The 26,056-nt window shown below is 71.7% G+C and carries 23 protein-coding genes; 11 read left to right on the top strand and 12 right to left on the bottom strand.

The genetic code is table 11. From position 1 onward, the window contains the following. Positions 1-33: 33 nt before the first annotated feature. Positions 34-309: a GlsB/YeaQ/YmgE family stress response membrane protein gene (locus ACZ3OF_RS09570; protein WP_361668879.1), complete on the bottom strand. Its 276-nt coding sequence runs from the start codon at positions 307-309 to the stop codon at positions 34-36. Between the two features lie 180 nt (positions 310-489). On the opposite strand from ACZ3OF_RS09570, the gene ACZ3OF_RS09565 reads away from it, so the two are divergent. Together ACZ3OF_RS09565 and ACZ3OF_RS09560 are read left to right on the top strand one after the other, a co-directional pair. Next, complete coding sequence (locus ACZ3OF_RS09565) at positions 490-834, top strand: DUF3099 domain-containing protein (protein WP_361668882.1); 345 nt, start codon at positions 490-492, stop codon at positions 832-834. Positions 835-1,028: 194 nt separating this feature from the next. Next, the gene (locus ACZ3OF_RS09560; RefSeq protein WP_467303757.1) at positions 1,029-1,265 is read left to right on the top strand and encodes a hypothetical protein; all 237 of its coding nucleotides are present in this window, start codon (positions 1,029-1,031) and stop codon (positions 1,263-1,265) included. On the opposite strand, the gene moaA is transcribed toward ACZ3OF_RS09560, so the two are convergent. From moaA to ACZ3OF_RS09545, 3 genes are all read right to left on the bottom strand, one after another. Further along, positions 1,248-2,237, bottom strand: coding sequence for a GTP 3',8-cyclase MoaA (moaA, locus tag ACZ3OF_RS09555; RefSeq protein ID WP_361668885.1), 990 nt, complete (start codon positions 2,235-2,237; stop codon positions 1,248-1,250). The two genes, ACZ3OF_RS09560 and moaA, sit on opposite strands and share 18 nt — an antisense overlap. Before the next feature lie 152 nt (positions 2,238-2,389). After that, entirely contained in the window at positions 2,390-4,015 is a 1,626-nt protein-coding gene (locus ACZ3OF_RS09550; protein ID WP_361668888.1) for a solute symporter family protein, read from the bottom strand. Continuing rightward, positions 4,012-4,395: a DUF485 domain-containing protein gene (locus ACZ3OF_RS09545; protein ID WP_361668891.1), complete on the bottom strand. Its 384-nt coding sequence runs from the start codon at positions 4,393-4,395 to the stop codon at positions 4,012-4,014. The genes ACZ3OF_RS09550 and ACZ3OF_RS09545 overlap by 4 nt, the downstream gene beginning before the upstream one ends. A gap of 295 nt (positions 4,396-4,690) precedes the next feature. Between ACZ3OF_RS09545 and ACZ3OF_RS09540 the strand changes: the two genes are divergently transcribed. Next, positions 4,691-6,229, top strand: a complete 1,539-nt coding sequence (locus ACZ3OF_RS09540; protein ID WP_361668893.1) for a S8 family peptidase — start codon at positions 4,691-4,693, stop codon at positions 6,227-6,229. Positions 6,230-6,316: 87 nt separating this feature from the next. After that, the gene (locus ACZ3OF_RS09535; RefSeq protein ID WP_361668896.1) at positions 6,317-7,657 is read left to right on the top strand and encodes a CoA transferase; all 1,341 of its coding nucleotides are present in this window, start codon (positions 6,317-6,319) and stop codon (positions 7,655-7,657) included. Here the strand turns inward: ACZ3OF_RS09535 and ACZ3OF_RS09530 are convergent. From ACZ3OF_RS09530 to ACZ3OF_RS09520, 3 genes are read right to left on the bottom strand one after another with little or no spacing between them, the layout of a single operon-like run. After that, the gene (locus tag ACZ3OF_RS09530) at positions 7,647-8,690 is read right to left on the bottom strand and encodes a zinc-dependent alcohol dehydrogenase family protein (protein ID WP_361668899.1); all 1,044 of its coding nucleotides are present in this window, start codon (positions 8,688-8,690) and stop codon (positions 7,647-7,649) included. The two genes, ACZ3OF_RS09535 and ACZ3OF_RS09530, sit on opposite strands and share 11 nt — an antisense overlap. A gap of 18 nt (positions 8,691-8,708) precedes the next feature. Continuing rightward, on the bottom strand, positions 8,709-9,383 hold the full coding sequence (locus tag ACZ3OF_RS09525; protein ID WP_361669730.1) for a lysoplasmalogenase: 675 nt from the start codon (positions 9,381-9,383) through the stop codon (positions 8,709-8,711). Then, on the bottom strand, positions 9,383-10,291 hold the full coding sequence (locus tag ACZ3OF_RS09520; RefSeq protein WP_467303752.1) for a sterol desaturase family protein: 909 nt from the start codon (positions 10,289-10,291) through the stop codon (positions 9,383-9,385). Before ACZ3OF_RS09520 ends, ACZ3OF_RS09525 begins: the two co-directional genes overlap by 1 nt. Before the next feature lie 149 nt (positions 10,292-10,440). Between ACZ3OF_RS09520 and ACZ3OF_RS09515 the strand changes: the two genes are divergently transcribed. Further along, positions 10,441-13,470 (top strand): NACHT domain-containing protein, encoded by a 3,030-nt coding sequence (locus ACZ3OF_RS09515; protein WP_467303750.1) that lies wholly within the window; start codon positions 10,441-10,443, stop codon positions 13,468-13,470. 4 nt (positions 13,471-13,474) lie between these two features. Here the strand turns inward: ACZ3OF_RS09515 and ACZ3OF_RS09510 are convergent, their stop codons facing one another. The 5 genes from ACZ3OF_RS09510 to ACZ3OF_RS09490 are packed head-to-tail and all read right to left on the bottom strand — an operon-like array spanning position 13,475 to position 18,405. Beyond that, entirely contained in the window at positions 13,475-14,182 is a 708-nt protein-coding gene (locus ACZ3OF_RS09510) for a VIT1/CCC1 transporter family protein (protein WP_361668903.1), read from the bottom strand. A gap of 24 nt (positions 14,183-14,206) precedes the next feature. After that, positions 14,207-15,430, bottom strand: coding sequence for an amidohydrolase family protein (locus tag ACZ3OF_RS09505; RefSeq protein WP_467303746.1), 1,224 nt, complete (start codon positions 15,428-15,430; stop codon positions 14,207-14,209). Further along, positions 15,430-16,713, bottom strand: coding sequence for an amidohydrolase family protein (locus ACZ3OF_RS09500; RefSeq protein WP_361668908.1), 1,284 nt, complete (start codon positions 16,711-16,713; stop codon positions 15,430-15,432). Before ACZ3OF_RS09500 ends, ACZ3OF_RS09505 begins: the two co-directional genes overlap by 1 nt. Positions 16,714-16,723: 10 nt before the next feature. Next, positions 16,724-17,608, bottom strand: a complete 885-nt coding sequence (locus ACZ3OF_RS09495; protein WP_361668911.1) for an SDR family NAD(P)-dependent oxidoreductase — start codon at positions 17,606-17,608, stop codon at positions 16,724-16,726. Further along, positions 17,608-18,405: an acetoacetate decarboxylase family protein gene (locus ACZ3OF_RS09490; RefSeq protein ID WP_361668914.1), complete on the bottom strand. Its 798-nt coding sequence runs from the start codon at positions 18,403-18,405 to the stop codon at positions 17,608-17,610. Before ACZ3OF_RS09490 ends, ACZ3OF_RS09495 begins: the two co-directional genes overlap by 1 nt. A 96-nt stretch (positions 18,406-18,501) precedes the next feature. Between ACZ3OF_RS09490 and ACZ3OF_RS09485 the strand changes: the two genes are divergently transcribed. From ACZ3OF_RS09485 to ACZ3OF_RS09460, 6 genes are all read left to right on the top strand, one after another. Beyond that, positions 18,502-19,122 (top strand): TetR/AcrR family transcriptional regulator, encoded by a 621-nt coding sequence (locus tag ACZ3OF_RS09485; RefSeq protein ID WP_361668916.1) that lies wholly within the window; start codon positions 18,502-18,504, stop codon positions 19,120-19,122. Between the two features lie 178 nt (positions 19,123-19,300). Next, positions 19,301-21,904, top strand: a complete 2,604-nt coding sequence (locus tag ACZ3OF_RS09480; RefSeq protein WP_467303742.1) for an MXAN_6230/SCO0854 family RING domain-containing protein — start codon at positions 19,301-19,303, stop codon at positions 21,902-21,904. Between the two features lie 144 nt (positions 21,905-22,048). Continuing rightward, the gene (locus ACZ3OF_RS09475) at positions 22,049-23,023 is read left to right on the top strand and encodes a DEDDh family exonuclease (RefSeq protein WP_361668921.1); all 975 of its coding nucleotides are present in this window, start codon (positions 22,049-22,051) and stop codon (positions 23,021-23,023) included. A 54-nt stretch (positions 23,024-23,077) separates the two neighbouring features. Continuing rightward, entirely contained in the window at positions 23,078-23,311 is a 234-nt protein-coding gene (locus ACZ3OF_RS09470; RefSeq protein WP_361668923.1) for a hypothetical protein, read from the top strand. A gap of 107 nt (positions 23,312-23,418) precedes the next feature. Beyond that, on the top strand, positions 23,419-24,219 hold the full coding sequence (locus ACZ3OF_RS09465; protein WP_361668925.1) for an SURF1 family cytochrome oxidase biogenesis protein: 801 nt from the start codon (positions 23,419-23,421) through the stop codon (positions 24,217-24,219). 52 nt (positions 24,220-24,271) lie between these two features. Then, positions 24,272-26,056, top strand: coding sequence for a glycoside hydrolase family 15 protein (locus tag ACZ3OF_RS09460; RefSeq protein ID WP_467303738.1), 1,785 nt, complete (start codon positions 24,272-24,274; stop codon positions 26,054-26,056).

Raw genomic sequence — 26,056 nt, 5'->3', positions numbered from 1 at the left:
CTTACGGGTCGCCGCGCCCGGGTCGCCGCGGCCCTACGCTCGTTGCTTGGTACCCCTGGTCTTGGCCCACAGCATGTCGCCCAGAGCGACCACCGCGATCGCGAAGCCGAGTTGGAGCACGTGTCGCGTCCAGTCGATACCCCGGGTGTCCTCCACCCCGATCCAGCCCGCGACGGCGTTGCCGAGGAGGCCGCCGATGATGCCGCACACGGTCGTCAACCACAGTGGGATCTGCTGCTTGCCCGGGATGATCGCCTTGGCGATCAGACCGAGCACGAAGCCCACGATGATTGCCCACAACCAACTCATGGTCGCCTCCTCGTGCGGCGCAATCTGCGCATGTGGGCCCAGTCTCGGCCCATCCGCCATACGCCGCATGTCGGAGAGCGCCATACGTGCCCCGGTCTCCTCCACCTCGGACGGCGGGCGTACCGTGGAGGCAGGTCCGGACCGGGGAGTGTCCGGCGTGGACGCTGGTGGTGGAACGCGATGCGGAAGCACGGCGGAGCAGAGGTCTTCCGAATCACCGGGGCCCGTCAGGGCCTGTCCGACGACGTCCGCGGCCGGGAACGGCGGTACGTGATCTCGATGTCGGTGCGGACGCTGTCCGTCATCGCCGCGGTCCTCCTGTGGAACGTCGAGCGCCATGTGGCCATCGTGGCCCTCGTGCTCGGTGCGCTGCTCCCCTATGTCGCGGTGGTCATCGCGAACGCCGGGCGCGAGAAGCCGCCGACCCTTCCCTCCACGTTCGTACCGGGCCCCACCCGTCCCGAACTCCCCACCGAGGACGTCTCCGCGGAACCGCGAGCGGAGCGTCCGTCCGAACAGAGTTGATCATCAGCGCGAGCCGAAAAGCTCAAGAAATGCTCAGATCAATGATGAAGTTTCGGTGCACCTCACCCCATCCCCCGTGACATACTGCCTACGCGCTCCGCATCCCCCGTCGGAGCGACGGACCGATGCCGGGCAGCTCCCCCCGTGGCTGCTCGGCATCGCCATTGTTGGACAATGATCGTGTGATCAATCCGGTGAGTGACCAGACCCCGATCGAGACGCCGACCTGTTCCGCCAAGGGCTGCCGCGCCGATGCCGTATGGGTGCTGGCGTGGAACAACCCCAAGCTGCACACGCCGGAGCGCCGCAAGACCTGGCTCGCCTGCGAGGAGCACCGCGAGCACCTCTCCCAGTTCCTGGGCGTACGGGGATTCCTCAAGGACGTCGTCCCGCTCGCGGAGTGGGAGTCGGACTCAGCCGCCGATCGCTGACATCGGCCGCTCCGGCTGGAGGAAACTCGGGTCGTCCAGGCCCGAGCCGGCCTTCTTGCCCCACATCGCCAGCTTCCAGATCCGGGCGATCTCCTCGTCCGGCGCCTCGGAGCGCAGCGCCGCCCGCAGGTCGGTCTCCTCGGTGGCGAACAGACACGTGCGCACCTGGCCGTCGGCGGTGAGCCGGGTCCGGTCGCAGGCCCGGCAGAACGGGCGGGTGACGGAGGCGATGACCCCGACCGTGTGCGGTCCGCCGTCCACGACCCAGCGCTCGGCGGGGGCCGAGCCGCGCTCGTCCGCGCCCTCGGCGGTCAGGGTGAAGCGCGTACGCAGCGACTCCAGGATGTCCCCGGCGGTGATCATGCCGTCGCGCTTCCAGCCGTGCTGGGCGTCGAGGGGCATCTGCTCGATGAAGCGGAGTTCGTATCCGTTCTCCACCGCCCAGGCCAGCAGGTCCGGGGCCTCGTCGTCGTTGAGCCCGGGCATCAGGACCGCGTTGACCTTGACCGGCGTGAGGCCGGCGTCGCGTGCGGCGGCCATGCCGTCGAGCACGTCGTGGTGACGGTCCCGGCGGGTCAGGGTCTTGAAGACCTCGGGCCGCAGGGTGTCCAGGGAGACGTTGACCCGGTCGAGGCCGGCCGCCTTCAGCGCGGCGGCCGTGCGCTTGAGCCCGATGCCGTTCGTGGTCAGGGACATCCTGGGGCGGGGCTCCAGGGCGGCGCAGCGCTCGACGATGCCGACGAGGCCGGGGCGGAGCAGGGGCTCGCCGCCGGTGAAGCGGACCTCCGTGACGCCGAGGTCGGTGACCGCGATCCGTACCAGCCGGACGATCTCGTCGTCGGTCAGCAGGTCGGGCTTGGCCAGCCACTGCAGGCCCTCTTCCGGCATGCAGTACGTACACCGCAGGTTGCACCGGTCGGTGAGCGAGACGCGCAGGTCGGTGGCCACACGGCCGTAGGTGTCGATGAGCACTGAGGGCCCCCTCCCTGTCGTTAGGTGATTTATACAGCGAGCCTACGCGAGACCACCGACAACCAGCAGGGGCCGATTGGAACGAGGACCGGGGCGGCCGCGTCGTAGGACCCTACGACGCGGCCGCTCCGTGGTCGCGTACCGTGCGCGGATCAGTGCGCTCCGACACCGGTGAGCGACTTGACCTCCAGCTCCGCGTACTTGCCCTTGTCCGGCCCCTCCTTGGAGAGGAGGGAGCCGAGCCAGCCGAGCAGGAAGCCCAGCGGGATCGAGACGATGCCCGGGTTCTCCAGCGGGAACCAGTAGAAGTCCACGGTCTTGAACATCGAGGTGGGCTTGCCGGAGACGACCGGCGAGAAGAGCACCAGGACGACCGAGGAGATCAGACCGCCGTAGATCGACCAGAGCGCGCCCTGGGTCGTGAACCGCTTCCAGAACAGGCTGTAGAGGATCGTCGGCAGGTTGGCGGAGGCCGCGACGGCGAAGGCGAGGGCGACCAGGCCGGCGACGTTCAGGTCGCGGGCGAGCGCGCCGAGCGCGATCGAGACGACGCCGATGAGGACGGTGGCCCAGCGCGCCGCGCGGACCTCCTCCTTCTCCGTGGCCTTTCCGCGCCGGATGACGTTGGCGTAGATGTCGTGCGCGAAGGACGACGACGAGGCCAGGGTCAGTCCGGCGACCACCGCGAGGATGGTGGCGAATGCGACGGCGGAGATCACCGCGAGCAGGATCGCGCCGCCGGTTGAGCCGGCGCCGCCGCCGATCTCCAGGGCCGCCAGCGGGGCCGCGGTGTTGCCCGCCTTGTTCGAGGCGATGATGTCGCTGTTCTTCAGCAGGGCCGCGGCGCCGAAGCCGAGGACGATCGTCATCAGGTAGAAGGCGCCGATGATGCCGATGGCCCAGTTGACCGACTTACGGGCGGCCTTGGCGGTCGGCACCGTGTAGAAGCGGATCAGGATGTGCGGCAGGCCGGCGGTGCCGAGGACGAGCGCGATGCCGAGCGAGAGGAAGTCCAGCTTCGAGATGCCGGTGGCCCCGTACTTGAGGCCGGGCTCCAGGAAGGCCTGGCCCTTGCCGCTGTTGGTGGCGGCCGCGCCGAGCAGGTCGGAGAGGTTGAAGTCGAACTTCAGCAGGATGAGGAAGGTGATCAGGAGCGTGCCCGCGATGAGCAGGACCGCCTTGACCATCTGCACCCAGGTGGTGCCCTTCATGCCGCCGATGGTGACGTACACGATCATCAGGACGCCGACCAGGGCGACGATGGCGATCTTGCCGCCGTCGCTGGTGATGCCGAGGAGCAGCGAGACGAGGACGCCCGCGCCGGCCATCTGTGCCAGCAGGTAGAAGATCGAGACGACGATGGTGGAGGTGCCGGCGGCGGTACGGACCGGGCGCTGGCGCATCCGGTAGGCGAGGACGTCGCCCATGGTGAAGCGGCCGGAGTTGCGCAGCGGCTCGGCGACCAGGAGCAGGGCGACCAGCCAGGCGACCAGGAAGCCGATCGAGTACAGGAAGCCGTCGTAGCCGAAGAGCGCGATGGCGCCCGCGATGCCCAGGAACGACGCCGCGGACATGTAGTCGCCGGAGATCGCGAGGCCGTTCTGGAAGCCGGTGAACTGGCGGCCGCCGGCGTAGAAGTCGGCGGCGCTCTTGGTCTGGCGGCCGGCCCAGACGGTGATGACGAGCGTGGCGACGACGAAGGCGCCGAAGAGGGCGATGATCAGTGGCCGGTGCTCGCTGGTGGCGTTGCCCGCCGCGAGGAGAAGGGTGCTGCTCACGCGTCGGCCTCCGGGTGCTCCATACGGGACTTGATGGCCTCGGCCTTCGGGTCGAGGCGGTTCGCCGCGTGCCGCGAGTAGAGCCAGGCGATGAGGAAGGTCGTGGCGAACTGGCCGAGGCCGAGGACGAGAGCCACGTTGATGTTGCCGAAGAGCTTGGTCCCCATGAAGCCGCCCGCGTAGTTGGAGAGCAGCACGTAGAGCAGGTACCAGGCGATGAAGGCGACCGTCAGGGGGAAGGCGAAGGAGCGGTACGTACGGCGCAGTTCGCCGAACTCCGCACTCTCCTGCACCTCGACGAACGCCTCGGTCGTGGGCTGGGCGGGGCCGGGGTGGGCGTCCGTGCCGCCTTGGGGCGGCGGCAGTGCTTCGGTTGCCACGGATTCTCCTCGCGACGCGGGTGCTGTGGGCATGGACAAAAGGGCCTCACTGGGGGGATGGGGAACGGGCTCCGTTCGGAGCTCCTCCCCTGCCCAACGGCACGGAGCGCGGAGCGAAGTGGTTCACCGGAGTGGTTTTCTTCTCCGGAGCTTCTTCTGGATCTTCCTCCGGATCTACAGGAAATCGTCTGAACTCATTGATGGGGCGGGAAGATCAGCGATAGCTTCACTCGTCATGCACCTGTCCGTCCGCAATCCGCGGGCGGACAGTACATACGGATGATGTGGAGAACCCATGGCTCATCTGGGATCGAGACGCGGCCGAGTACTCGCTCTGCCGGCCGGCCTCGCGCTCACGGCCTCGCTCGGCTTCCTTCCGACCGGCGCCTCCGCCGCGGTGGCGAGCGACACCCCGGCGACGACCTCCGTCTCGACGAACGGCCCCAAGCTGTCGTACGTCGTCAACGTCGAGGGGGGCCGCAAGACGGCCGCCTCGGTGAAGAAGGCGATAGCCGCGGCCGGTGGCACGGTGGTCATCTCCTACGACCAGATAGGTGTCATCGTCGTCCACTCGCAGAACCCCGAGTTCGCGACGACGATCCGCAAGGCCCGGGGTGTGGTGTCGGCCGGTTCGACGCGCACCGCCCCGCTCTCCGTCCAGACCGACACCTCCGTCGGCGAGGGCGGCCAGGCGCTCACCGCGTCCGAGGCCACGTCCGCCGCGGCCCGTGCGACGGACGACCAGGACGCGCTCGAGCCGCTCCAGTGGGACCTGCCCGCCATCCAGGCGGACAAGGCCCACAAGAGGACGCTCGGCAGCCGGAACGTGACGGTGGGCGTCATCGACACGGGCGTCGACGACACGCACCCGGACCTGGCGCCGAACTTCGACGCCAAGGCCTCTGCCAACTGTGTGACGGGCAAGCCGGACATCACCCCCGGCTCGTGGCGTCCGAACCCGGGCGAGAGCGACCACGGCACGCACGTCGCCGGCACGATCGCCGCCGCCAAGAACGGCACCGGCATCACCGGTGTCGCGCCGGGCGTGAAGGTCTCGGGCATCAAGGTGTCCACCCCTGACGGCTTCTTCTACACCGAGGCCGTCGTCTGCGGCTTCGTGTGGGCGGCCGAGCACGGCGTCGACATCACCAACAACAGCTACTACACGGACCCGTGGCTGTTCGCGTGCAAGAACGACGCCGACCAGAAGGCGCTGATCGAGGCCGTCACCCGCGCCACCCGCTACGCGGAGCGCAAGGGCACGGTCAACGTGGCGGCGGCCGGCAACTCCGCCATGGACCTGGCGTCGGACGAGCTCACGGACGCCACCAGCCCGAACGACACCACGCCGGTGACCCGGGTCATCGACCCGAAGGAGTGCCTGGACTACCCGGCGATGCTGCCGGGCGTGGTCACGGTCTCCGCGACCGGTGCCAAGGACCTGAAGGCCTCGTACTCCAACTACGGTGACGGCGTCATCGACGTCGCGGCGCCCGGCGGCGACCGCACCGAGTACCAGACCCCGGACGCGCCCGCGGTCAACGGCCGGATCCTGTCGACCACGGTCAACGGCGGCTTCAACTACAAGGCCGGTACGTCGATGGCCTCGCCGCACGCCGCCGGTGTGCTCGCGCTGCTGAAGTCGACGCACCCGAAGGCGAGCCCGGCCGCGCTCAAGGCCCTGCTGTACGCGCAGGCCGACGACCGCGCCTGCACGAACCCGTACGACATCAACGCCGACGGCACCGTCGACGCGGTCTGCGAGGGCGGCAAGAACAAGAACGGCTTCTACGGAGCCGGTCTGGTGAACGCTCTCGACGCCGTGCGCCGGTAGGCACGACGCCGACAGGCACGGAGGGGCCCTGGTGTGGTGCGCCACGCCAGGGCCCCTTTGCATGGCACGGAGTGCCATGATGCGGGGATGGACAACACGGTGCGTACGGGTACGGAGTTGTTGTGGTCGGCCCTGGGCGGCGATCCCGCCCTCGTGGACCGGGTGGCGTTCGCCGGCCCGTCGGGGCTGCTGGCGGCGCGGCTGCCGGTGATGGACCTGGCGCGGGCGACGGTGGCGGTCGCGGGCCTGGCCGCGGTGGAGCGGGGCGGCCTGCCGGGGAGGGTCCGGGTGGACGACGGGGCCGTCGCCACGGCCTTCGTGAGCGAGCGTCACCTCCGGATCGACGGCCGGGCCCCGGTGAACTTCGCGCCCCTGTCCCGCTTCTGGAAGGCGTCCGACGGCTGGGTCCGTACGCACGCCAACTATCCCCACCACCGGGGGGCGTTGCTCTCCGCGCTGGGTGTGCGGGAGGAGTCGGTGGAGGCCGTGGCGGCGGCGATCGCCGAACGGAAGGCCGTCGAGACCGAGACGGCGGTGTACGCGGCCGGGGGCCTGGCGGTCGCCCTGCGCACGCCGGAGGAGTGGGCGGCGCACGAGCAGGGCCGGGAGGTGGCGGCGCGGCCGCTGCTGACGCGGGAGCGGCTGGACGACGCGGCCCCGGCCCGGGGGCGGCGCCCGGGCCCCCTGCGGGTCCTGGACCTGACCCGGGTCATCGCCGGGCCGGTCGCGACGAGGACGCTGGCGGCGCTCGGCGCCGACGTGCTGCGGATCGACCCGCCGGGCAACCCCGAACTGCCCGACCAGCACGCGGACACGGACATCGGCAAGCGGACGGCGGCGCTGGACCTGGACCGGCCTTCGGACCGGCGCGTCCTCGACGGACTGCTGGACGAGGCGGACGTCCTGGTGACCGGCTACCGTCCCGGCGCCCTGGAGCGCTTCGGCCTTCACCGGCCCGGTCTGGTGATCGCGCGGATCTCGGCGTGGGGCGACCACGGGCCGTGGGGCGAGCGGCGCGGCTTCGACAGCCTGGTGCAGGTGGCGACCGGGATCGCGGCGACCGAGGGTTCGGCGGACGAGCCGGGCGCGCTGCCCGCGCAGGCCCTGGACCACGGGACGGGGTACCTGCTCGCGGCGGCCGTGCAGCGGTCCCTGACGGAGCAGGAGAGGGAGGGCGGCACACGGCTCGTACGCCTGGCCCTGGCGCAGACGGGCCACTGGCTGACGCACACCCTCCCCCGCTACGAACCGGCCCGCCACCTCACGGAGACGTCCGGCCCCTTGGGCCTCCTGCGGCACGCGCTGTCGCCCGTCTCGTACGACGGCGGCCCGACGGGCTGGTCCCGCCCGCCGGGCGTGCAGGGCGGGGACGATCCCACGTGGGGTGACCCCACGGGGGATCCGCGCGCCGACGCCGCTACGGCTTGACGAGGACCTTCAGGGCGGTGCGGTCGTCCATGGACTTGTAGCCGGCCGGGACGCCTTCGAGGTCGACCGTCCGGTCGAAGACGGGGGACGGGTCGATGGTGCCGTCGAGGACGTCCGGGAGCAGCTCGGGGATGTACGCGCGGACCGGCGCGACGCCGCCCCGCAGCGCGATGTTGCGGTCGAACATGACGGACAGGTCGAGCCCCGTGCCGCTGCCGTGCGGGACGCCGACGTAGCCGATGGAGCCGCCGTCGCGGGTGATGGCGACGGCCGTGCGCATCGACTGCTCCGTGCCGACCGCCTCGATGACGGCGTGGGCGCCCTGGCCGCCGGTGAGCTCGCGTACGGCGGCCTCCGCGGCCTCCCCGCGCTCGGCGACGACGTCGGTGGCGCCGAAGACACGGGCGATGTCGGTACGGACGGTGTGGCGGCCGAGCGCGATGATCCGCTCGGCGCCGAGCCGCTTGGCGGCGAGGACGCCACACAGGCCCACGGCACCGTCGCCGACGACCGCGACCGTGGAACCCTTGTGGACGCCCGCGCCGAGGGCGGCGTGGTGGCCGGTGCCCATGACGTCGGAGAGGGCGAGGAGCGCGGTCAGCAGGCGGTCGTCGGAGGCGGCCTCGGCGGGCAGCCTGACGAGGGTGCCGTCGGCGAAGGGGACCCGGACGGCCTCGCCCTGGCCGCCGTCGGAGCCGACCGAGCCCCAGAAGCCGCCCCGCGGGCAGGAGGTCTGCAGGCCCTCGGCGCAGTACGCGCAGGTGCCGTCGGACCAGACGAAGGGGGCGACGACCAGATCACCGGCGGAGAAGCCGGAGACGTCAGCGCCCGCGGCCTCGACGATGCCCAGGAACTCGTGCCCGATGCGCTGACCGGGCTGCCGGGCGGACTCACCGCGGTAGGCCCACAGGTCGCTGCCGCAGATGCAGGCGCGCAGGACCCGGACGACGACGTCGGTGGGGTCCTGGATCACGGGGTCGGGCACGTCCTCCACGCGCATGTCGAACGGGGCGTGGATGGTGGTGGCGCGCATGACGGACGGTCCTTGCTCTCAGTCGGCGGTGCTCCGCTCACCGTACGCCTGTGTGAGCACCCCCGCGGTCAGCAGGTACTGGGCGGCGATGTAGGTGGCCATGATCCAGACGTCGGGGGCGGGCAGCTGGGGCCACTCGGCGATGCCGGTCGCGATGAGGGTGTCGGAGAGCAGGAACAGCGCGCCGCCGATGCCTGCCGTGAGCCCGAGGGAGCCGGAGCGGTACGCCATGGCGGCGAGCAGGAGCGAGTAGCCGGCGACGGGGATCCGCAGCTCGGCGGGGAGGTCGGGCCACAGGAGCACGATCGTGCCGGCGAGGGCGGCGGTGTACGCGATGCCCAGGGGGACGGACGCCCGCCGGCGCCCGAAGAGCGCGAGGTAGCAGACGTGACCGGCGGCGAACGAGCCCATGCCGACGAGGAAGGCCCCGTCGCCGTCGGCGAGCAGCAGGACGTCGCCGCCCCAGCCGAGGAGCAGCGCGACGACCAGGAGCTTCGGGGCGCCGCGGGTGGCGGCGTACGCGGCGAGCAGGGGCATCAGGAGGGGCTTGGCGATCCGGTGTCCGAGCTCGGCGCCGGCGAGGAGGGAGACCAGGTCGACGGCGACGGCGAGCGCGAAGGCGGCGAGGAGGGCGCGGGAGAGCACGCCGGCCGCCACGGCGGGTCGGGCCGAGGCGGCGCGTACGGGTGCGATCACGCGGCGGGCTCCGGGGCGGCGGAGCCCGTGCCCTGCGCGGCGACGGGCCCGGGCGTGGCGGCGGGCCCGGCTGTGGCCTGCGGCTGCCATCCCGGCCCACGGAAGACGCGCCCGGCGCGCTCGCGCCAGCTCGTCGCGGACCGTACGTCCCGGGCGATGGCGGCGTACTCGTGGGTGGCGACGCGCAGCGGGTTGTACGTCGCGATGTTCTTGGTGAGCCCGAAGACAGGCCGCTCGGTCTCCTCCACCCAGGAGCCGAACATCCGGTCCCAGATGATCAGGATGCCGCCGAAGTTCCGGTCCAGGTAGCCGCCCTGCGAGGCGTGGTGGACGCGGTGGTGGGAGGGGGTGTTGAGGACGTACTCGAAGGGCCGGGGCAGCCTGTCGATGCGCTCGGTGTGGATCCAGAACTGGTAGACGAGGCTGACCGAGGAGCAGAAGGCGACGGCGGCCGGGTGGACGCCGAGCGCGATCATCGGCAGGTAGAACGGCCACGAGGTGAAGCCGGTCCAGGGCTGGCGCAGCGCGGTGGAGAGGTTGAACCTGCGGCTGCTGTGGTGCACGACGTGCGAGGCCCACAGGATCCGGATGACGTGGTGGCCACGGTGCTGCCAGTAGTAGAAGAAGTCCTGGGCGAGCAGCATCAGCGGGATCGTCCACCACAGGACGGGGACGCGGAGCGGGGTGAGCTCGTGGACCGCCGTGTAGATCGCGACGATCGGGATCTTCCACACGAGGTCGACGAAGAGACTCCCGAGACCCATGCCCATGCTCGTGGCCGTGTCCTTGGCCTCGTACCCGGCCGCGTCCTCGTCGGGATGGAGGCGGTAGCTGACCATCTCCAGGACGGCGAGCAGGACGAACGCCGGTATGGACCAGAGCACGACGTCGGGCAGGTTCGGCATGCCGATGACGGTAGGGGCGCGGGTCCGGGTGCGACTAGACGTCGTTACCAACAAGTATGCGAGACGACTTGTCAGCAAGCTTTGGCACCTTCCGACAAGGGTCTCTGCGTACGATCCCGGAGAGGGCGGCCGTAGGGGGAGGAACTCCGTTGCAAGGTCTGGAAGTTGCGCTGGCACGGCTGGCGGGGACGGTACTGGGCGCGGTCGCGCGGTCGGTGATCGCACCGCGGAAGGGCGCGGGGCTCGTCCCGTCCCCGCTCCGCCCGCTGCCCCGGCCGGCCGGCCCCGACCGCCTGGCGAAGGTCCTCGGCGGCCGGCTCGCGGAGCGGTACGGAACGCTTCCCGAGCACGAACGGCTCGCGGCGATCGACGGCGTACGGGACACGTTCGCCGCGGCGGGCCCGCTTGACTCGGACCGGCTCTTCGCGGTGGACCTCGACCCGGAGCGGCTGCGTGCGGAGCTACGGGCCCCGGACGCGGGGCTGTCCGGCCGCGCCACGGAGCTCTACGACGACCTGCTCGGACTCTGCTGCGCCCACCTCGTGGAGCAGCAGACGGCCGAACCGTCCTTCGCGGGCCGGGCCGCGGTGGAGCACGTGCGCGTGGCGGGGCGGACACGGGACGCGGTGGAATCCCTGTCCGCGGCCCGGCCCCGGCCGGATGCGGAGGCCCTGGCCTTCGAGCAGCGGTACGCGGAGTTCGTGGCGGCGACGCACGGGCGGCTCGAACTGTTCGGGCTGACGCTGGGGCGGTCGGCGCGGGAGTGGGCGCTGGACACGGCGTACATCAGTCTGGCGGTGAGCGGTGAGCGGGCGGACGCCGTCCATGGTCTGCCCCACGCGGTGCCCGCGACGGTGACCACCGAGCAGGCCCTCACGACGACGGACCGGCTCCTGCTGCGGGGCCCCGCCGGCTCCGGCAAGAGCACCCTGGTCCAGTGGCTGGCCCTGAACGCGGCTCGTCGCTCCTTCGACGGAGAGCTCGCCGTCTGGAACCGCTGCGTGCCGTTCGTGCTCCGGCTCCGCGCCTTCACCTCGGTGGACTCGCTGCCGACGCCCGAGGACTTCCTGCGCGCGGCGGGGGTTCCGCTGCGTCCTCCCGCGGGCTGGGCGGAAGCTCTGCTCGTGAGCGGGCGGGCACTGATACTCGTCGACGGTGTGGACGAGGTCCCGGTGCGGCTGCGCCAGCGGACCGAGACGTGGCTGAAGAACCTGGTCACGGCCTTTCCGGCCGCCCGGTACGTGGTGACGACCCGCCCTTCGGCCGTCCCGGAGGAATGGTTGTCCCGACAGGGCTTCACCGCCCACTCGTTGCTGCCGATGGACCGGGACGGCATTCGCGCCTTCCTGGCTCACTGGCACGACGCCGCACGACTTGAGCAGCCGGAGGACGAGACGCTCGCCGGCTACGAGACCGCCCTGCGACATGCCGTCGCCACCCGCAGGGACCTTGGTCGGCTCGCCACGAACCCGCTGATGTGCGCGCTGCTCTGCGCGCTCAACCGCGACCGTCGGATGCAGCTGCCCCGCGCGAGGAAGGAACTGTACGACGCGGCACTCGACATGCTGCTCGTTCGGCGGGACACGGAGCGCGAGATCTGCGGGATCGAGGGGGTCGACCTGACCCGGGAGGAGCAGACGGCCCTGCTCCAGCGACTGGCGTACTGGCTGATCCGCAACGGGCAGGTGGAAGTCGACCGCGGCGAGGCGGAGGAGATGGTCTCGGAGTGGCTGGCCGCGATGCCGCAGGTCGGAGGGGTGCCGGAACAGGTCTTCGCGCACCTGCTGATCCGCAGCGGTCTGTTACGCGAACCGGCGCCAGGGGTGATCGGCTTCGTGCACCGAACGTTCCAGGACTACTTGGGCGCCAAGGCGGCGGTGGAGGCCCGAGACTTCGGCGTCCTCGTGAAGAACGCCCACGACGACACCTGGGACGACGTGGTCCAGATGGCCGTGGGCCACGCGCGCGTGGACGAGCGCGCACGGCTGCTGAAGCAGCTACTGCGGCGTGCCGACCGGGCGCCGAAGCTGCGGCACCGGCTGGTGCTGCAGGCGGCGGCCTGTCTTGAGCAGGCACCGGAACTGGACCCTGCGGTGCGGGCGGAGGTCGAGGAGCGGACGGGCGAACTCGTGCCGCCCGGAAGCTTCGAAGAGGCGACGGAGCTGGCCAAGGTGGGGGAGCTGGTGCTGCCGCTGCTGCCGGGTCCGGATGCGCTCTCGGTGTCCCAGGGCCAGGCGGTGGTGCGCACCGCGACGCTCGTAGGCGGCGAGGCAGGACTGCTCGTGGCGGCGCGGTTCCTGGCGGACGAGCGCCTCGCAGTCCGCCACCTTCTCGGTGACGCGTGGTCGATGTTCGACACCGACGACTACGCGGAGGCGATTCTCTCCGATCCAGCGATGGCCGATGTCGTCGTCACCGTACGCAACGAGGTTGACCTTGACGCCCTTGCGCGCCTACCGCATCTGACGAGCCTTCGCCTGGAGGGCGATCACGGCCTGCCCTCCCGGCTTCTGCGCCACGACGCGACGAGCTATCTGAATCTCCACGGCAACACGCGCCTGCACGATCTTTCGCCCCTCCGTCGACTGCCCCGGCTGCGCACGCTCACCGTGAGCCAATGTCCGGCCATCAGGGATCTCGGAACCCTCCGGGGGCTCGCGGTCGACCACCTGCATCTCTACGGCGCCGCCGACGGGACCTCACTCGCACCGCTGGACGGCCTCGCCGACCTCACCCACGTGACCATCGACTACGCCCCCGCCGAGCGGGCCGCCGGGGACCTGCCTTTCGGCTCCTCGCTCACAGGTCTGGGGCTCTTCGCCCGAGCCTCTGGAATGCGATTGTCCGGCATCGAGGACTGGCCCCGGCTGGAGTGGCTCACGGTGTCCGGTCCCGAACAGTGGACCGAGCTGTCCCGCACCCGTGTCCCCTCGTTGCTCCGTACGCTGCAGATCCTCAAGGTCGACGAGGTCGACCTGTCGGATGTGCTGCCCTACCAGGGCCTGACCGAGTTGTACCTCGGTTCGTGCGGCGAGATACGCAACCTCGCCGCGTTGGCCGAGCTGCCGAACCTCACACGGGTACACCTCTCGTTCTGCGGCCCCGTCGATCCGACGCCGCTGGCAAGGATCGAGAGGCTCGGCGTCGAGATCCAGCATGCAGCGATCATGTTCACCTGAACCGTCAGACCCCCGCAGCCCCCAGCAGTGAGCCCGCCGCGTACGTCACAACCATCGCCAGGGCTCCGCCGCCCGTCGTGCGCAGGACCGCGCGGCGGGGTGGGGCCGCACCCAGGCGGGCGCTCCACCAGCCGGTGAGGGCGAGGGCGGCGAGGACCGAGAGGACCGTGATCCAGAGGCGGGTCGACGCGGACGGGAGGACGATCGCGAGGAGGGGGAGCAGCGCGCCGGCCGTGAAGGCGAGGAAGCTGGCGGCGGCCGCGTGCCAGGGGTTGGTGAGACTGTCGGGGTCGATGCCGAGCTCCACGCGCGCGTGGGCGCGCAGGGCGTCGCGGGCGGTGAGCTGTTCCGCCGCCTCGCGGGCGATGTCCGCGCTCAGGCCGCGGCGGGCGAGGAGGTCGGTGAGTTCGGCGAGTTCGGCCTCGGGCCGTTCGCGCAGTTCGCGGCGTTCCTGAGCGAGCGCCGCCTGCTCCGAGTCGCGCTGGGTGGAGACCGAGACGTACTCCCCCGCCGCCATCGACAGCGAGCCGGCGAGCAGGCCCGCCAGGCCGGCGGTCAGGAGCGCGGAGCGCGACTCCGTCGCGCCGGCGACGCCCACGACGAGGCCCGCGGTGGAGACGACTCCGTCGTTCGCACCGAGGACGGCGGCCCTGAGCCAGTTCAGCCGGGCGCCGAGCCCGCCGCCGTGGGCCTCGTCGTGCGCTTCAGTCACCCCGGGAGGTTCTCACCCGGGGCGTCACCAGACTCGGACCGACCCGCCCGGCGCGAACGCCGGGCTGGTCGCGCCCGCCGGGACCTCCTTCAGGGGCTCGGCGATCTCCTCGACGGTCGGGCCGTGCACGGCCGCCAGGGAGTCCAGGAACGCCAGGTCGAAGCCGTAGACGCGGGCCGCGTTGCCGCCGGCCATCGCCGCGACCTCCTCCCTTGGCAGCCCCGCGTAGGCGATGCGGAGGCCTTCGCGGGAGTACGGCGTCGTGCCCTCGTCGTGCGGGTAGTCGCTACCCCACATGATCTTGTCGAGGCCGATCCGTTCGCGCAGCGGCACCTCGTGCGGGCGCATGAAGCTGGCGCCGACGAAACAGTTGTCGCGCCAGACCTCGCTGGGGCCCTTGCCCATGGACTCCGCGAGGCCAGCGCCGAACTTGGACTCGGCTGTGGCCGCCCGGGAGGCCGCCGCGACCAGGCGGGCGTGGTAGTAGTCCAGCATCTCGACGACCCCGGGGATCCAGCCCGAACCCTGCTCGGTCAGCACCAGTCTCAGCGACGGGTGCCGGCGGAACGCGCCGCCGAACACGAGGTGCCAGAGCGCCCGGTGCGAGAACCACGTCGTCTCCACCATGAACACCGCGCGCGCCGCCGGCTCGTCGCCGAGCGGCGGTGAGGCGGAGCCGCCGTGGTGGTTGACGGGGACGTCCAGCTCCGCGCAGACCGCCCAGATCGGGTCGTACGTCTGCGAGTAGAGCTCGGGGATCCCGCTGCCGGGCGGGGCGCCCGGCAGGAGGATGCCGCCGGTGAGGCCGGCCTCCTTGGTGCGGCGGATCTCCTTCACGGCCTCCTCGACGTCGTTGAGGAGGATCTGCGCCACCCCCGCACGGCGGCCGGGGGCGTCCGCGCAGAAGTCGGCCAGCCAGCGGTTGTGCGCGCGCAGCCCCGCCCAGCGCTGCTCGAACTCCTCGCGGCTCGGCGCGGGTGCCATCAGGGAGGCGGAGGGGAAGAACGGCGGGATGGTGTTGGGGAAGACGACCTCGGCGACGATCCCGTCCGCCTCCAGCTCGCGCAGCCTGCGCCCGGAGTTCCAGTTGCGGTCGGCGGTGTCGGCGAGCAGGTCCTCGTACGGGTTGACGTAGCCGGCCGCCCAGGCGTCGAAGGCGTCGTGGTGCTTCTTCTCGAGGTACGGCTTGTAGTCGAGGAGGTCGGCGCCGGCGTGGCAGTCCGCCGAGATGACGGTGTAGCGGTCCATCAGTTCACCCCCAGAGCGGGGAAGTCGTGGTCGGTCAGCCAGTGGCGGCCGACCTCGCGGGAGCGGGCCCAGGAGGCCTCCACCGCCTCCTGGTCGGGTGACTGGCCCAGCTCGGCGGGGGTCGGACCGATACGACGGGCGATCGGATCCAGTTTCCGGACATCGAATCCGAAGACCTCGGCCGCGGCGAGGCCCAGCATCCGCCGGGTCTCCGCCACCGGGATGTCGTGGAACGTGTTCCGCAGCCACGCGCGCGTGTTGGGCCAGGTCCCCTCCGGGTGCGGGAAGTCCGAGCCCCACAGGATGTTGTCCACGCCGATCTCGTACCGCTGTGCCAGCTCGCGCCGCTTGGTGTTGGTGGCGCAGACGAAGACCTGGCGGTCCAGGTACTCGCTCGGCGGCCGCCTCAGCTCCGCGAACGGGGAGAGCTTCTTGCCGCCGTGCGCGCCGAGGTAGAGCCGGTCCATGAACCAGAGCAGGTTCGGCAGCCACCAGCAGCCCGACTCGGCGACACCGAACTTCAGCCCGGGGTGGCGCTCGAAGACCCCGGACCAGAGCAGGAACCAGAGGGGCCTGGCCGGCCACCAGGTGACCTCGCTGACGTAGATGCCGAGATGGTCGCCGTACTCCTCGCGCGGCGCCGCGCCCGAGTGGGTGACCAGCGGCATCCCCGTCTCGGCCGCCGCCGCCCAGATCGGGTCGTAACTCCGGTCGTGGTACGGCTCCTTGTCCACCCACATCGAGGGGATCATCAGCGCCCCGAGCCCCGATTCCCTGGCCCGGTGGATCTCGGCGACGACCTTCGACGGCTCCGCCGTGATCGGCAGCAGCGCCACCCCACAGTGCCGCTCGGGGTTCTGTCCCACGAACTCGGCCAGCCAGCGGTTGTGCGCCTGCGCCCCCGCCATGCCGAGCTCCGGGTCCTGGTCGCCGGAGAGCCCGAGGCCGACCCCGAAGGGCGCGGCGGTCTGGCTGTCGACGGCGTCCGCGTCGGGGAAGACGACCTCGGCCGCCACCCCGTCGCCGTCGAGCTCCTTGAGCCGCTGGGCGGCGTCCCAGCCGCCCCGCAGCCCTTCCTCGTTGTCGCTGAACCACTTGTTCGCGAAGGCCTCGTTGCGCACCCCGAGCCGGGTCATGGCCTCGCGGCGGGCGTCCCGCCCGGCGAGGAACTCGTCGAAGGCGCGGTGGAACCGGGAGTCGAGATACGGCCGGTAGCGCTCGGTGGGCAGACCGGCGTGGCAGTCGGAGGAGATGATCAGGTACGGGTCGTTCGGATCGGCCATGACGGACCCCTCAGTCGAGAATGAAGCTCTCCAGGTACGACGGGTTGGCGCGGTCGAGCATCGACTGCGAGCGCGCCCGGATCTGCCGGTCGCTGTGCTCGCTCGCCGGGAGCATCCAGAACCGGTCGGCGCGGATGCCGTCCACGACGTGCTCCGCGACCTCCTCGACGGGCGTGAAGGCGACCTCGTGCCCGGCCTCCTTCATCGCCGCCTCCCACTGGTCCAGGCTGCGGTACGGGGTCTTGCGCGGCCGCTCCTTGGCGTACCGCTCGGGCCGGTTGCGGTGCGACTCCCACAGGCCTGTGCGCAGCATGTGCGGGCCGGGGAAGAGGACCGACGCCCCCACGCGCGCGTGCTCGGCCTTCAGATGCGCGTACAGCGACTCGGTCATGGTGACGACGGCCGCCTTGGTGACGGCGTAGACGGAGGCGGTCGGCAGCGGGGCGATCCCGCCGTCGCCGGAGGAGGTGTTGACGACGTGGCCGGGCTCACCGCCGGCGATCATGCGCGGGACGAAGGCCTGGATGCCGTGGAAGACGCCCCAGACGTTGACGGAGAAGGCCCACTTCCAGTCGTTGGGCTCGTGCTCCCACATGCGGCCCTCGGCGCCCGAGCCGACGCCGGCGTTGTTGCACAGGACGTGCACGCCGCCGAAGGTGTCGAACGCCGCGTCCGCGAAGGCCCGTACGGAATCCGCGTCGCTGACGTCGAGGGTACGGGCGAGGACCCGCGCACCGCCCTCCACCAGCTCCTCGGCCGCCTTGGCGAGCGCGGCCTCCTCCACGTCGCCGAGGACGACGGCGAGCCCCTCGGCGGCGAACCGGCGCGCCATCGCGAGACCGATGCCGCTCGCCGCGCCGGTGACGACCGCGACCTGCCCCTGGCGCAGCTCCATCACACGCTCCCTTCCGGGGGTCCGTCGAGGATCTGCTGCGGGTCGTCGTAGCGCTGGTGGATGTAGGGCAGGAGGGCCTCCGCGCTCACCCGCTCCACGACCCGGCCCTTCTGGTCGGTGGTCTTCTCGCCGATGGTGATCTCGACGATCCGGCGTACGGGAAGGTCGGCGACGGGGTCGTACATGGACTCGCGCAGCACGACGTCACCGGTGATCCGCTCCAGCTTGCGGACCTTCTCGCCGCGGACGCAGTGCACGAGGACGGGGTCGGCGTCGAAGCCGGTGCCGTCCACGCCGGGCAGGAACTTGAAGTAGAAGTCGGTCTTCTCGGCGGGCTCCGGCAGGGGCAGCGGGCCGGAGACCGCGCCGCGCACCTCGACGAAGGCGATGCCGTGGCGTGCGAGGGAGGCGCGGACGACGAGCCCGTCGCGTTCGACGACGACCTCGCCTAGCTTCTTGGGCTCGCCGAAGACCTCCCGGCCGCCGATGAGGGCACGCTCCAGGGTCATCGGCATGACGAGCGGGTACCAGCCCGCCTGCCCTCCATGGGCGGCGGCGACGGCCACCGAGCCGGCGCCCAGGGGGTAGCCGGGCAGGTCGACCTGGGAGATGTTGGCCCGCACCAGGGGCCGTTCGGTGGGTTTCAGCGGGGGCGGCAGGACGGCCGCGACCACGTCCGGATCGGTCTCCCAGACGGCGACCACTCCGGTGGACCAGATGTCGGGAAGCTTGCTGCTCTTGGCGCGGGCCGCCGTGATCTCGGCGTCGGTGCGCGCGCCGTACCGTACTCGTGCCATGACGTACCACCCTTCAGGGACCGTCGGCCTGTAACACAGTTACACCGGCGGCGATGAAGGGTAAAGAGCCGTGCACTGAGGAGAATTGGGGGGACGATGGCGCGCACCGCACTCACCCGCGAGGAGGTCCTCGCGACCGCCGCCGCTCTGGTGAGGCAGCACGGCCCGGACGCCCTGACCATGCGCAAGCTCGCCGCCGAACTCGGCACGGCGGTCACCTCGATCTACTGGCACGTCGGCAACCGCGAGTCCCTGCTCGACGCGCTGGTCGAGCGGACGGTCGCCGATCTCTCCGCCATCACCCCGCACGGGCGCACCCCCGCCGACCGGATCGTCTCGGTGGCCCGCTCGCTCCGCCGCGAGCTGCGCGAGCGCCCGCATCTGGTGGCGATGGTCCACGAACGGGGCCTGACGGAGCGGATGTTCCTGCCCGCGCAGCGGGCCCTGGCCGACGAGGTGCACGCGGCGGGCATTCGCGGCGCGCGGGCGGCGGAGGTGGTCCGCGCGGTACAGGTCCAGGTCGTCGGCTACGTACTCGTGGAACGCAACCGCGAGCGGGCACCGGTCCAGTCGCCCGCCGAGGAGGAGCTCTGGGAGTCGGAGACGACCGACCCGGACGACCCCGCCCTCACCCGGGCCCTGGCTCGCCCGATCGACCCGGAGCGCCTCTTCGTCACCTCCGTACGGGCCTTGGTGGACGGCCTGTTGAGACGCTGAGACCCCGCCGCGGACCCCGCGCTTATTCGGTGGCACGCGCGCGTGGTGCCGTCCTAGGCTGCGTTCAGGCGGGGACGGCTCCGCAAGCGTGCTTCCTTCTCACTCTTTCTATGACACCCGTAGCGCGCTCACTCTCCGTCTCCGCCCCACTCTTCCCCTCCCTCCTGGAGATCCCTTTTTGTCTGTGGTGTCGTCCGTCCTGCTCCGCCGTCTCCGTACGGTCTACGTCGATCAGGCCGGGCCCCGCCCCGGCGACCCGTCCACCGCCGAAGGCCTCACCGCTCTGGAGGCCGAGCTCCTGGACCGGGGCTTCGCCCCCACCGCCGAGCTGCGCGAGGCGCTCGCCTGGCTCGGTCCCGCGGGACTCGCCGACGCGGGCAAGCAGTTGCTGCGCCATCTGGACGCGGAGTCGGGCGTCGATCGCCCGCACATGCCGCTCTTCCGGTCGTTCCCGGCCTCCGTCCCCGACGACACGTCCACGCTCTACGTCGACCGGGTCTTCACCCTGCTGCTCCAGTGGCCGACGCAGCCGTGTGTCCTGTGCGGCACCGCCGGAACCGTCCACGCGGTCTCGCCCTGCGCCCACCTCGTCTGCCGGCACTGCTGGGACGGGGCCGTGTACGACGGCTGTCCGATCTGCCACCGCCGGATCGATCCCGCGGACCCGTTCCTGAAGCCGAAGGCCGCGACCGCTCCCGCCGAGGGCGAGGCCGAGGCCGAGGAGTCCTCCGTCGGGCCCCTCCGGCTGCTCGCGCTCGGCCGCGACCGCCCGGCGGACGCGGCGAAGGCCCTGCTCACGCTGCTGGCCCGGCGCACACCGCTCTCGCCGGCAGACCGCGACGACCTGAAGGTGCTGCTCACCCAGGCGCCCACGGCGCTCGACTGGCTGCCCGACGAGATCCCGGTACGCGCGACCAAGGCGTTGCTCCTGGGCACGCTGCTGCTCGACCCCGGTACCCGGGACGCCGTCCTGCCCGAGCTCGACGTCCGGCTGACGACCGCGACCGACGTCCTTCGGCTGCTCGCCGTCTGGTCGGGCGGTGAGGCGGACCTGCTGGAGCCCCGGCGCTTCCGCTCGCTGCCGCGCCCGCTGCGCCGCCGGCTCCTCGCCGTCCTGGACGGCCTCGACGTGACCTCACTGGTGGAGGATCTGGCACGCCACCAGGGTCTGTGGAAGAAGGCCGCCGAGACGCTCCACCCCTTCGAGCGGCACGACCGTCACCCCCGGGCCTCGATGGCGTTCGCGGTGCTGCGCGCGACCGACACGACGTCCGTCTCGCACGGCGATGCCCTGCTGCGGACCGCCGCCGAGCACCCCTCCGCGGTGCGGGTCGACGGCGGGCGCCTCAAGCCGCACACCTGGGCGGGGCGCGTCGAGACCGCCCTGGCCGAGCGGGACCCGGACACCGCGCTCCCGCTGCTCGCGCAGCGCCCCGGCGAACTGATGCGACGCCTCGACCATCTGCTGCGGCTGTACGGCTCCGGCACCCTCCCCGCGCGCGTGGCCGAGACGCTGCGCCGCGCGCTGCCCGGTGCGGGCCCCGGACCGGTGCTCGCGGCCCTCGGGCAGCTGCGGATCCGCCATCTGCCGGGCGACCGGCGGGTGTTCTTTCCGCGCGGCCGGGTCACGCACGCGTTCACGACGGACGACCGGCGTGCTCCCCTGCCGACCGCGCTCACCGAAGACGTGTGCCGACTGCTGGAGAGCGAGGTGCTGCGCAGGCTCGGTGCCGCGCCCCGGTTCGACACCGCTGTCCTGGACTCCGCGCTCGCGGGGCTCGCCGTGCCGTCCGCGGAGGGCGCCGCGGCCAAGGCCCTGGTGTCGGTGCCGCGCGGCTCGACACAGCCGCTGCCCCGGGGCGAGGTCCTGCGCATGTTCCTGCACTGGACCCAGCCGACGAAGACCCGGGTCGATCTGGATCTGTCGGTCGCCCTGTACGACGCGGACTGGTCGTACGTCGGGCTGTGCGACTACACCAACCTCGTCCACGGCGACCGGGCCGTCGTCCACTCCGGCGACCTGATCTCGGCGCCCGCGCCCAAGGGGGCGACCGAGTACGCCGATCTGGACCTCACGGCGCTCGCCGAGGCCGGGGTGCGGTTCGCGATGCCCATCGTGTTCAGCTACAACAACGTGCCGTTCGAGCAGCTCCTCGACGCGTTCGCCGGTTTCATGACCCTCCCTTCCAGGGAGGGCAGGGACGCGACGTACGACCCGAGGACCGTGCGTCAGCGCTACGACCTCGTGGGCGACTCCCAGATCCATGTACCGATGCTGGTCGACCTGGAGCACCGCACCTTCCTCTGGACGGATCTGCATCTGCCGCCGTCCGAGGGGTTCCAGAGCGTGGGGTCGCACAGCGCGGACCTGGGCCGGGTCGGCAAGGACCTGTACCAGTACTTCACGGCCGGGCGGACGACGTTGTGGGATCTGGCGGTCTGGCACGCCGCCGCCCGGACCGACGCGGTGACCGTCCTGCGACGGGCGCACGAGGGCCCTGACGACGTGTGGGAGTACCGGCGCGGGAGCGAGGAGCCCGTGGAGTCGTTCGCCGACCGGATCCGTGCGGCCGGCCCACCCGACCGGCGCCGTACGGCCGAGGACGGACGGGCCGTGGCCGCGGCGGGCGCGAGCGGCCGGAGCGCTTTCCTCGCCCTCCTCGACGGCGACGTCGTGCCGGACGGCGCGACCGGGACGGTCTACCGCCTGTTGCCGGGGCCGGTGGACGGCTGCGGTCTCGAACAGGCGGCGGCCGGTGACCTGGTGGCCGGTCTCGGCTGAGCCCGCGCGGCGGCCCCGGTGAACTCCCCCACGGGGTGGGCGCCATGGGCGTCGCGGGCTCGGCGGCGCGTCGACCGGATGGCCGGTTCCGGTCGCCGGCGGGGCACCGGGGGGCGGGGGTGTCAGTAGGGGCCCGTATTCTCAGTGACCATGCTCGACGACCGTACGACAGCAGCAGCGTGGCCGGCCGCCTACCCACAGGGGTACGCGGTCGTCGACGTGGAGACCACCGGACTCGCCCGCGACGACCGGATAGTGTCGGCTGCCGTCTATCGGCTGGACGCCCAGGGCGAGGTCGAGGACCACTGGTACACGCTGGTCAACCCGGAGCGGGACCCCGGGCCGGTCTGGATCCACGGGCTGACCCGTGACGTGCTGGAGGGCGCGCCGCTCTTCCCGGAGATCGCCGCCGAGTTCTCCGAGCGGCTCGACGGCCGGGTCCTGGTGGCGCACAACGCGCTCTTCGACTGGTCGATGATCGCCCGGGAGTACGCACGGGCCGAGCGCACCGCGCCCGTGCGGCAGCGGCTGTGCACGATCGCCCTCGCCAAGGAGCTGTCGCTGCCGCTGCCCAACCACAAGCTGGAGTCCCTGGCGGCGCACTTCGGTGTCGTCCAGGAGCGGGCGCACAACGCGCTGGACGACGCCCGGGTGCTGGCCGAGGCGTTCAGGCCGAGCCTGCACGCGGCGGCCGAGCGGAACGTACGGCTGCCGCTCCTGGAGTGCCGGCCGCTGACGGAGTGGGTGTCCACGCCCGCACCTGCCCGGATCGGCCACCAGGCCTCCTATCACACGAACGGCTGGCGTCCCTCGCGCAAGCGGCCGCCGTGCCCGCACCCGAACCCGGGTCGCTACGAAGCGGACAAACCACTCAAGCAGGGCATGCGGGTGGCGTTCTCGGGCGACACGTCCATCGACCGCGAGCTGCTCGAGGACCGCGCGGTCGAGGCGGGGCTCCATGTCGCCACGAGCGTCTCCCGGCTGACGAGCCTGCTGGTCACGAACGATCCGGACGCCGCCACCTCCAAGACGGTGAAGGCGAAGTCCTTCGGCACCCCGATCGTCGACGAGGCCGCCTTCACCCAGCTGCTGCGCGACGTGGCCCCGGCAGACGGGTGACGCGCCGGGCGTGCCGCCCGCACCTCGCCCGGGTCACGTCGCACCCTGTGGCGCATGGCACGTTGTGAGGTCTGCGGAAACGATTACGGCATGTCCTTCGAGGTGCACGCGCAAGGCGCGGTGCACGTCTTCGACTGCTTCTCCTGCGCCATTCACCGCATGGCGCCCATCTGTGAGCACTGCAAGGTCCAGATCATCGGGCAGGGCGTCGAGGTCGAGGGCAACTGGTACTGCGGCGGGCACTGCGCCCGGGCGGAGGGAAAGGTGGGGATCGTCGACCACGTCTGAGCCCCGGCAGCCGCGGCAGCCCGCGACCGCCCAGGCAGCCCCGGCCGCCCCCCGGCGACCGGAACCCCCGTGCGTGCACCCCATGACCACAGTTGTACGGTCATGGGGTGTACCGCTTCCTGTTGTCCCGGCAGTGGGTGATCCTCACCCTCGTGGCCCTCGTCCTCGTCCCGACGATGATCGAGCTGGGCTTCTGGCAGTTCCACCGGCACGAACGCCGGGTCGCGCAGAACGCCCTCATCGCGGACAACCTCAAGGCGGAGACGCTCCCCGTCGAGAAGCTGACCTCCCCCGGCCACACCGTCCCGCGCGCCGACTACTGGCGCCAGGTCACGGCCACCGGCACCTTCGACACCGGGCACGAGGTCGTCGTCCGCCGCCGCACCAACGCCGACGACAAGGTCGGCTTCCTCGTCCTGACCCCGCTGACGCTCAAGGACGGCCGGGTCGTGCTCGTCAACCGCGGCTGGGTCCCGGCCGCGGCCGACCAGAAGGCGTACCCCCCGGTCCCGCCCGCGCCCAAGGGCGAGGTGACCGTGACCGGCCGGCTCAAGGCCGACGAGACGACCGGCGCCAGCGGGATCAAGGACCTGCGCGGGCTGCCGGACCGTCAGGTGATGCTGATCAACAGCGCGCAGCAGGCCGAGCTCACCGGCCGTACGGTGCTCGGCGGCTACATCGAGCAGACCGCGCCCGAACCCGCCGGGAACACCCCGGAGCTGATCCCCGAGCCCGACCACGACTCGATCGGCGCGCACATGGCGTACGCCGTGCAGTGGTGGCTCTTCGCCGCCGGTGTGCCGGTGGGGTGGGTGATCCTGGTGCGCCGCGAGAAGCGCGACCGGGAGACCGCGGCCCGCACCGACGGTGGAGCGGGCACCCCCGAACCGGCCCCGGCCGCGGTATAGGCCACACTTTCCCTCTGATTGACCGTCGCCTCGTGCGGGAACACGCCAGAGCGTGACGCAACGTATCGACGACTACGCCCTCATCGGTGATCTGCAGACCGCCGCGCTCGTCGGAAGCGACGGGTCGATCGACTGGTTGTGTCTGCCGCGCTTCGACTCGGCCGCGTGCTTCGCCGCGTTGCTCGGGGACCAGGACAACGGACACTGGCGGCTCGCACCCAAGGGCGCCACCACCTGCACCACCCGGGGCTACGCCGGCGACTCGCTCGTCCTGGAGACGTACTGGGAGACGCGCACCGGCACCGTGAAGGTCGTCGACTTCATGCCCCAGCGCGACAGATCGCCCGATGTCATGCGGATCGTGGAGGGCGTCAGCGGCACCGTCGAGATGAGCGGGGTGCTGCGGCTTCGGTTCGACTACGGCTCGATCGTGCCGTGGATGCGGCGCAGCGACGGCCACCATGTGGCCGTCGCGGGTCCCGACTCGGTCTGGCTGCGCAGCGAGCCGCCCGTGAAGACCTGGGGCCAGCAGTTCTCGACCTGTTCGTCGTTCACGGTCGACGCGGGCGAGAAGGTCGCGTTCGTGCTCACCTGGCACCCCTCGCACGAGCCGCGCCCCGAGCTGATCGACCCCTTCGGCGCGCTGGAGGAGTGCCTGCGGGACTGGCGCGACTGGTCGGCGCACTGCGTGTACGAGGGGCCGTACCGGGAGGCCGTGCTGCGCTCGCTGATCACGCTCAAGGCCCTCACGTACGCGCCGACGGGCGGTATCGTCGCCGCGCCCACCACCTCGCTCCCGGAGGAGCTGGGAGGTGTACGGAACTGGGACTACCGCTCCTGCTGGCTGCGCGACTCCACCCTCACCCTCGGCGCGCTGCTGTCCGCGGGCTATGTCGACGAGGCGGCTGCGTGGCGCGACTGGCTGCTGCGGGCGGTGGCGGGCGATCCGGCGGATCTGCAGATCATGTACGGGCCGGGCGGCGAGCGGCGGCTGCCGGAGACGACCCTGCCCTGGCTGAGCGGGCACGCGGACTCGGCGCCGGTGCGGATCGGGAACGCCGCCGTGGAGCAGTTCCAGCTCGATGTGTACGGCGAGGTCATGGACTCGCTCAGCATGGCCCGGGAGGCCGGCATCCCACCGGTGGGGCACGCCTGGAACCTGCAGCTGAGCCTGCTCGGCTTCCTGGAGTCGAACTGGCGGGATCCCGACGAGGGGCTGTGGGAGGTGCGCGGGCCGCGCCGCCACTTCGTGCACTCGAAGGTGATGGCCTGGGTGGCCGCCGACCGGGCGGTGAGCACCCTGGAGGCCGACCCCTCGCTGCGCGGGGACGTGGTGCGCTGGCGGACGATGCGGGACGAGATCCACGCGGACGTGTGCGCCAAGGGGTACGACCCCGAGCGCAACACGTTCACCCAGTCGTACGGCTCACGGGAGCTCGACGCGGCGACGCTGCTGATCCCGCGGGTCGGGTTCCTGCCGCCGGACGATCCCCGGGTGGTGGGGACGGTGGACGCGGTGCGCGAGGAGCTGACGCACGGCGGCTTCGTCCGCCGCTACAGCACCGAAGGGACCTCGGTCGACGGCATTCCCGGCGGCGAGGGAACGTTTCTGGTCTGCTCGTTCTGGATGGCGGACGCGCTGCGGATGACCGGGCGCGAGGCCGAGGCGCGGGAGCTCTTCGAGCGCCTCGTGGAGCTCCGTAACGACGTCGGGCTGCTCGCGGAGGAGTACGACCCGGTGGCGCGGCGCCAGCTGGGCAACTTCCCGCAGGCGTTCAGCCACATCGGCCTGGTGGGGACCGCCCTCGCGCTGCCGTGGCAGGACCCGGCAGGATAG

The organism is Streptomyces sp. NPDC022552, assembly GCF_055561875.1.
This window is presented reverse-complemented; position numbering and strand designations above follow the sequence as displayed.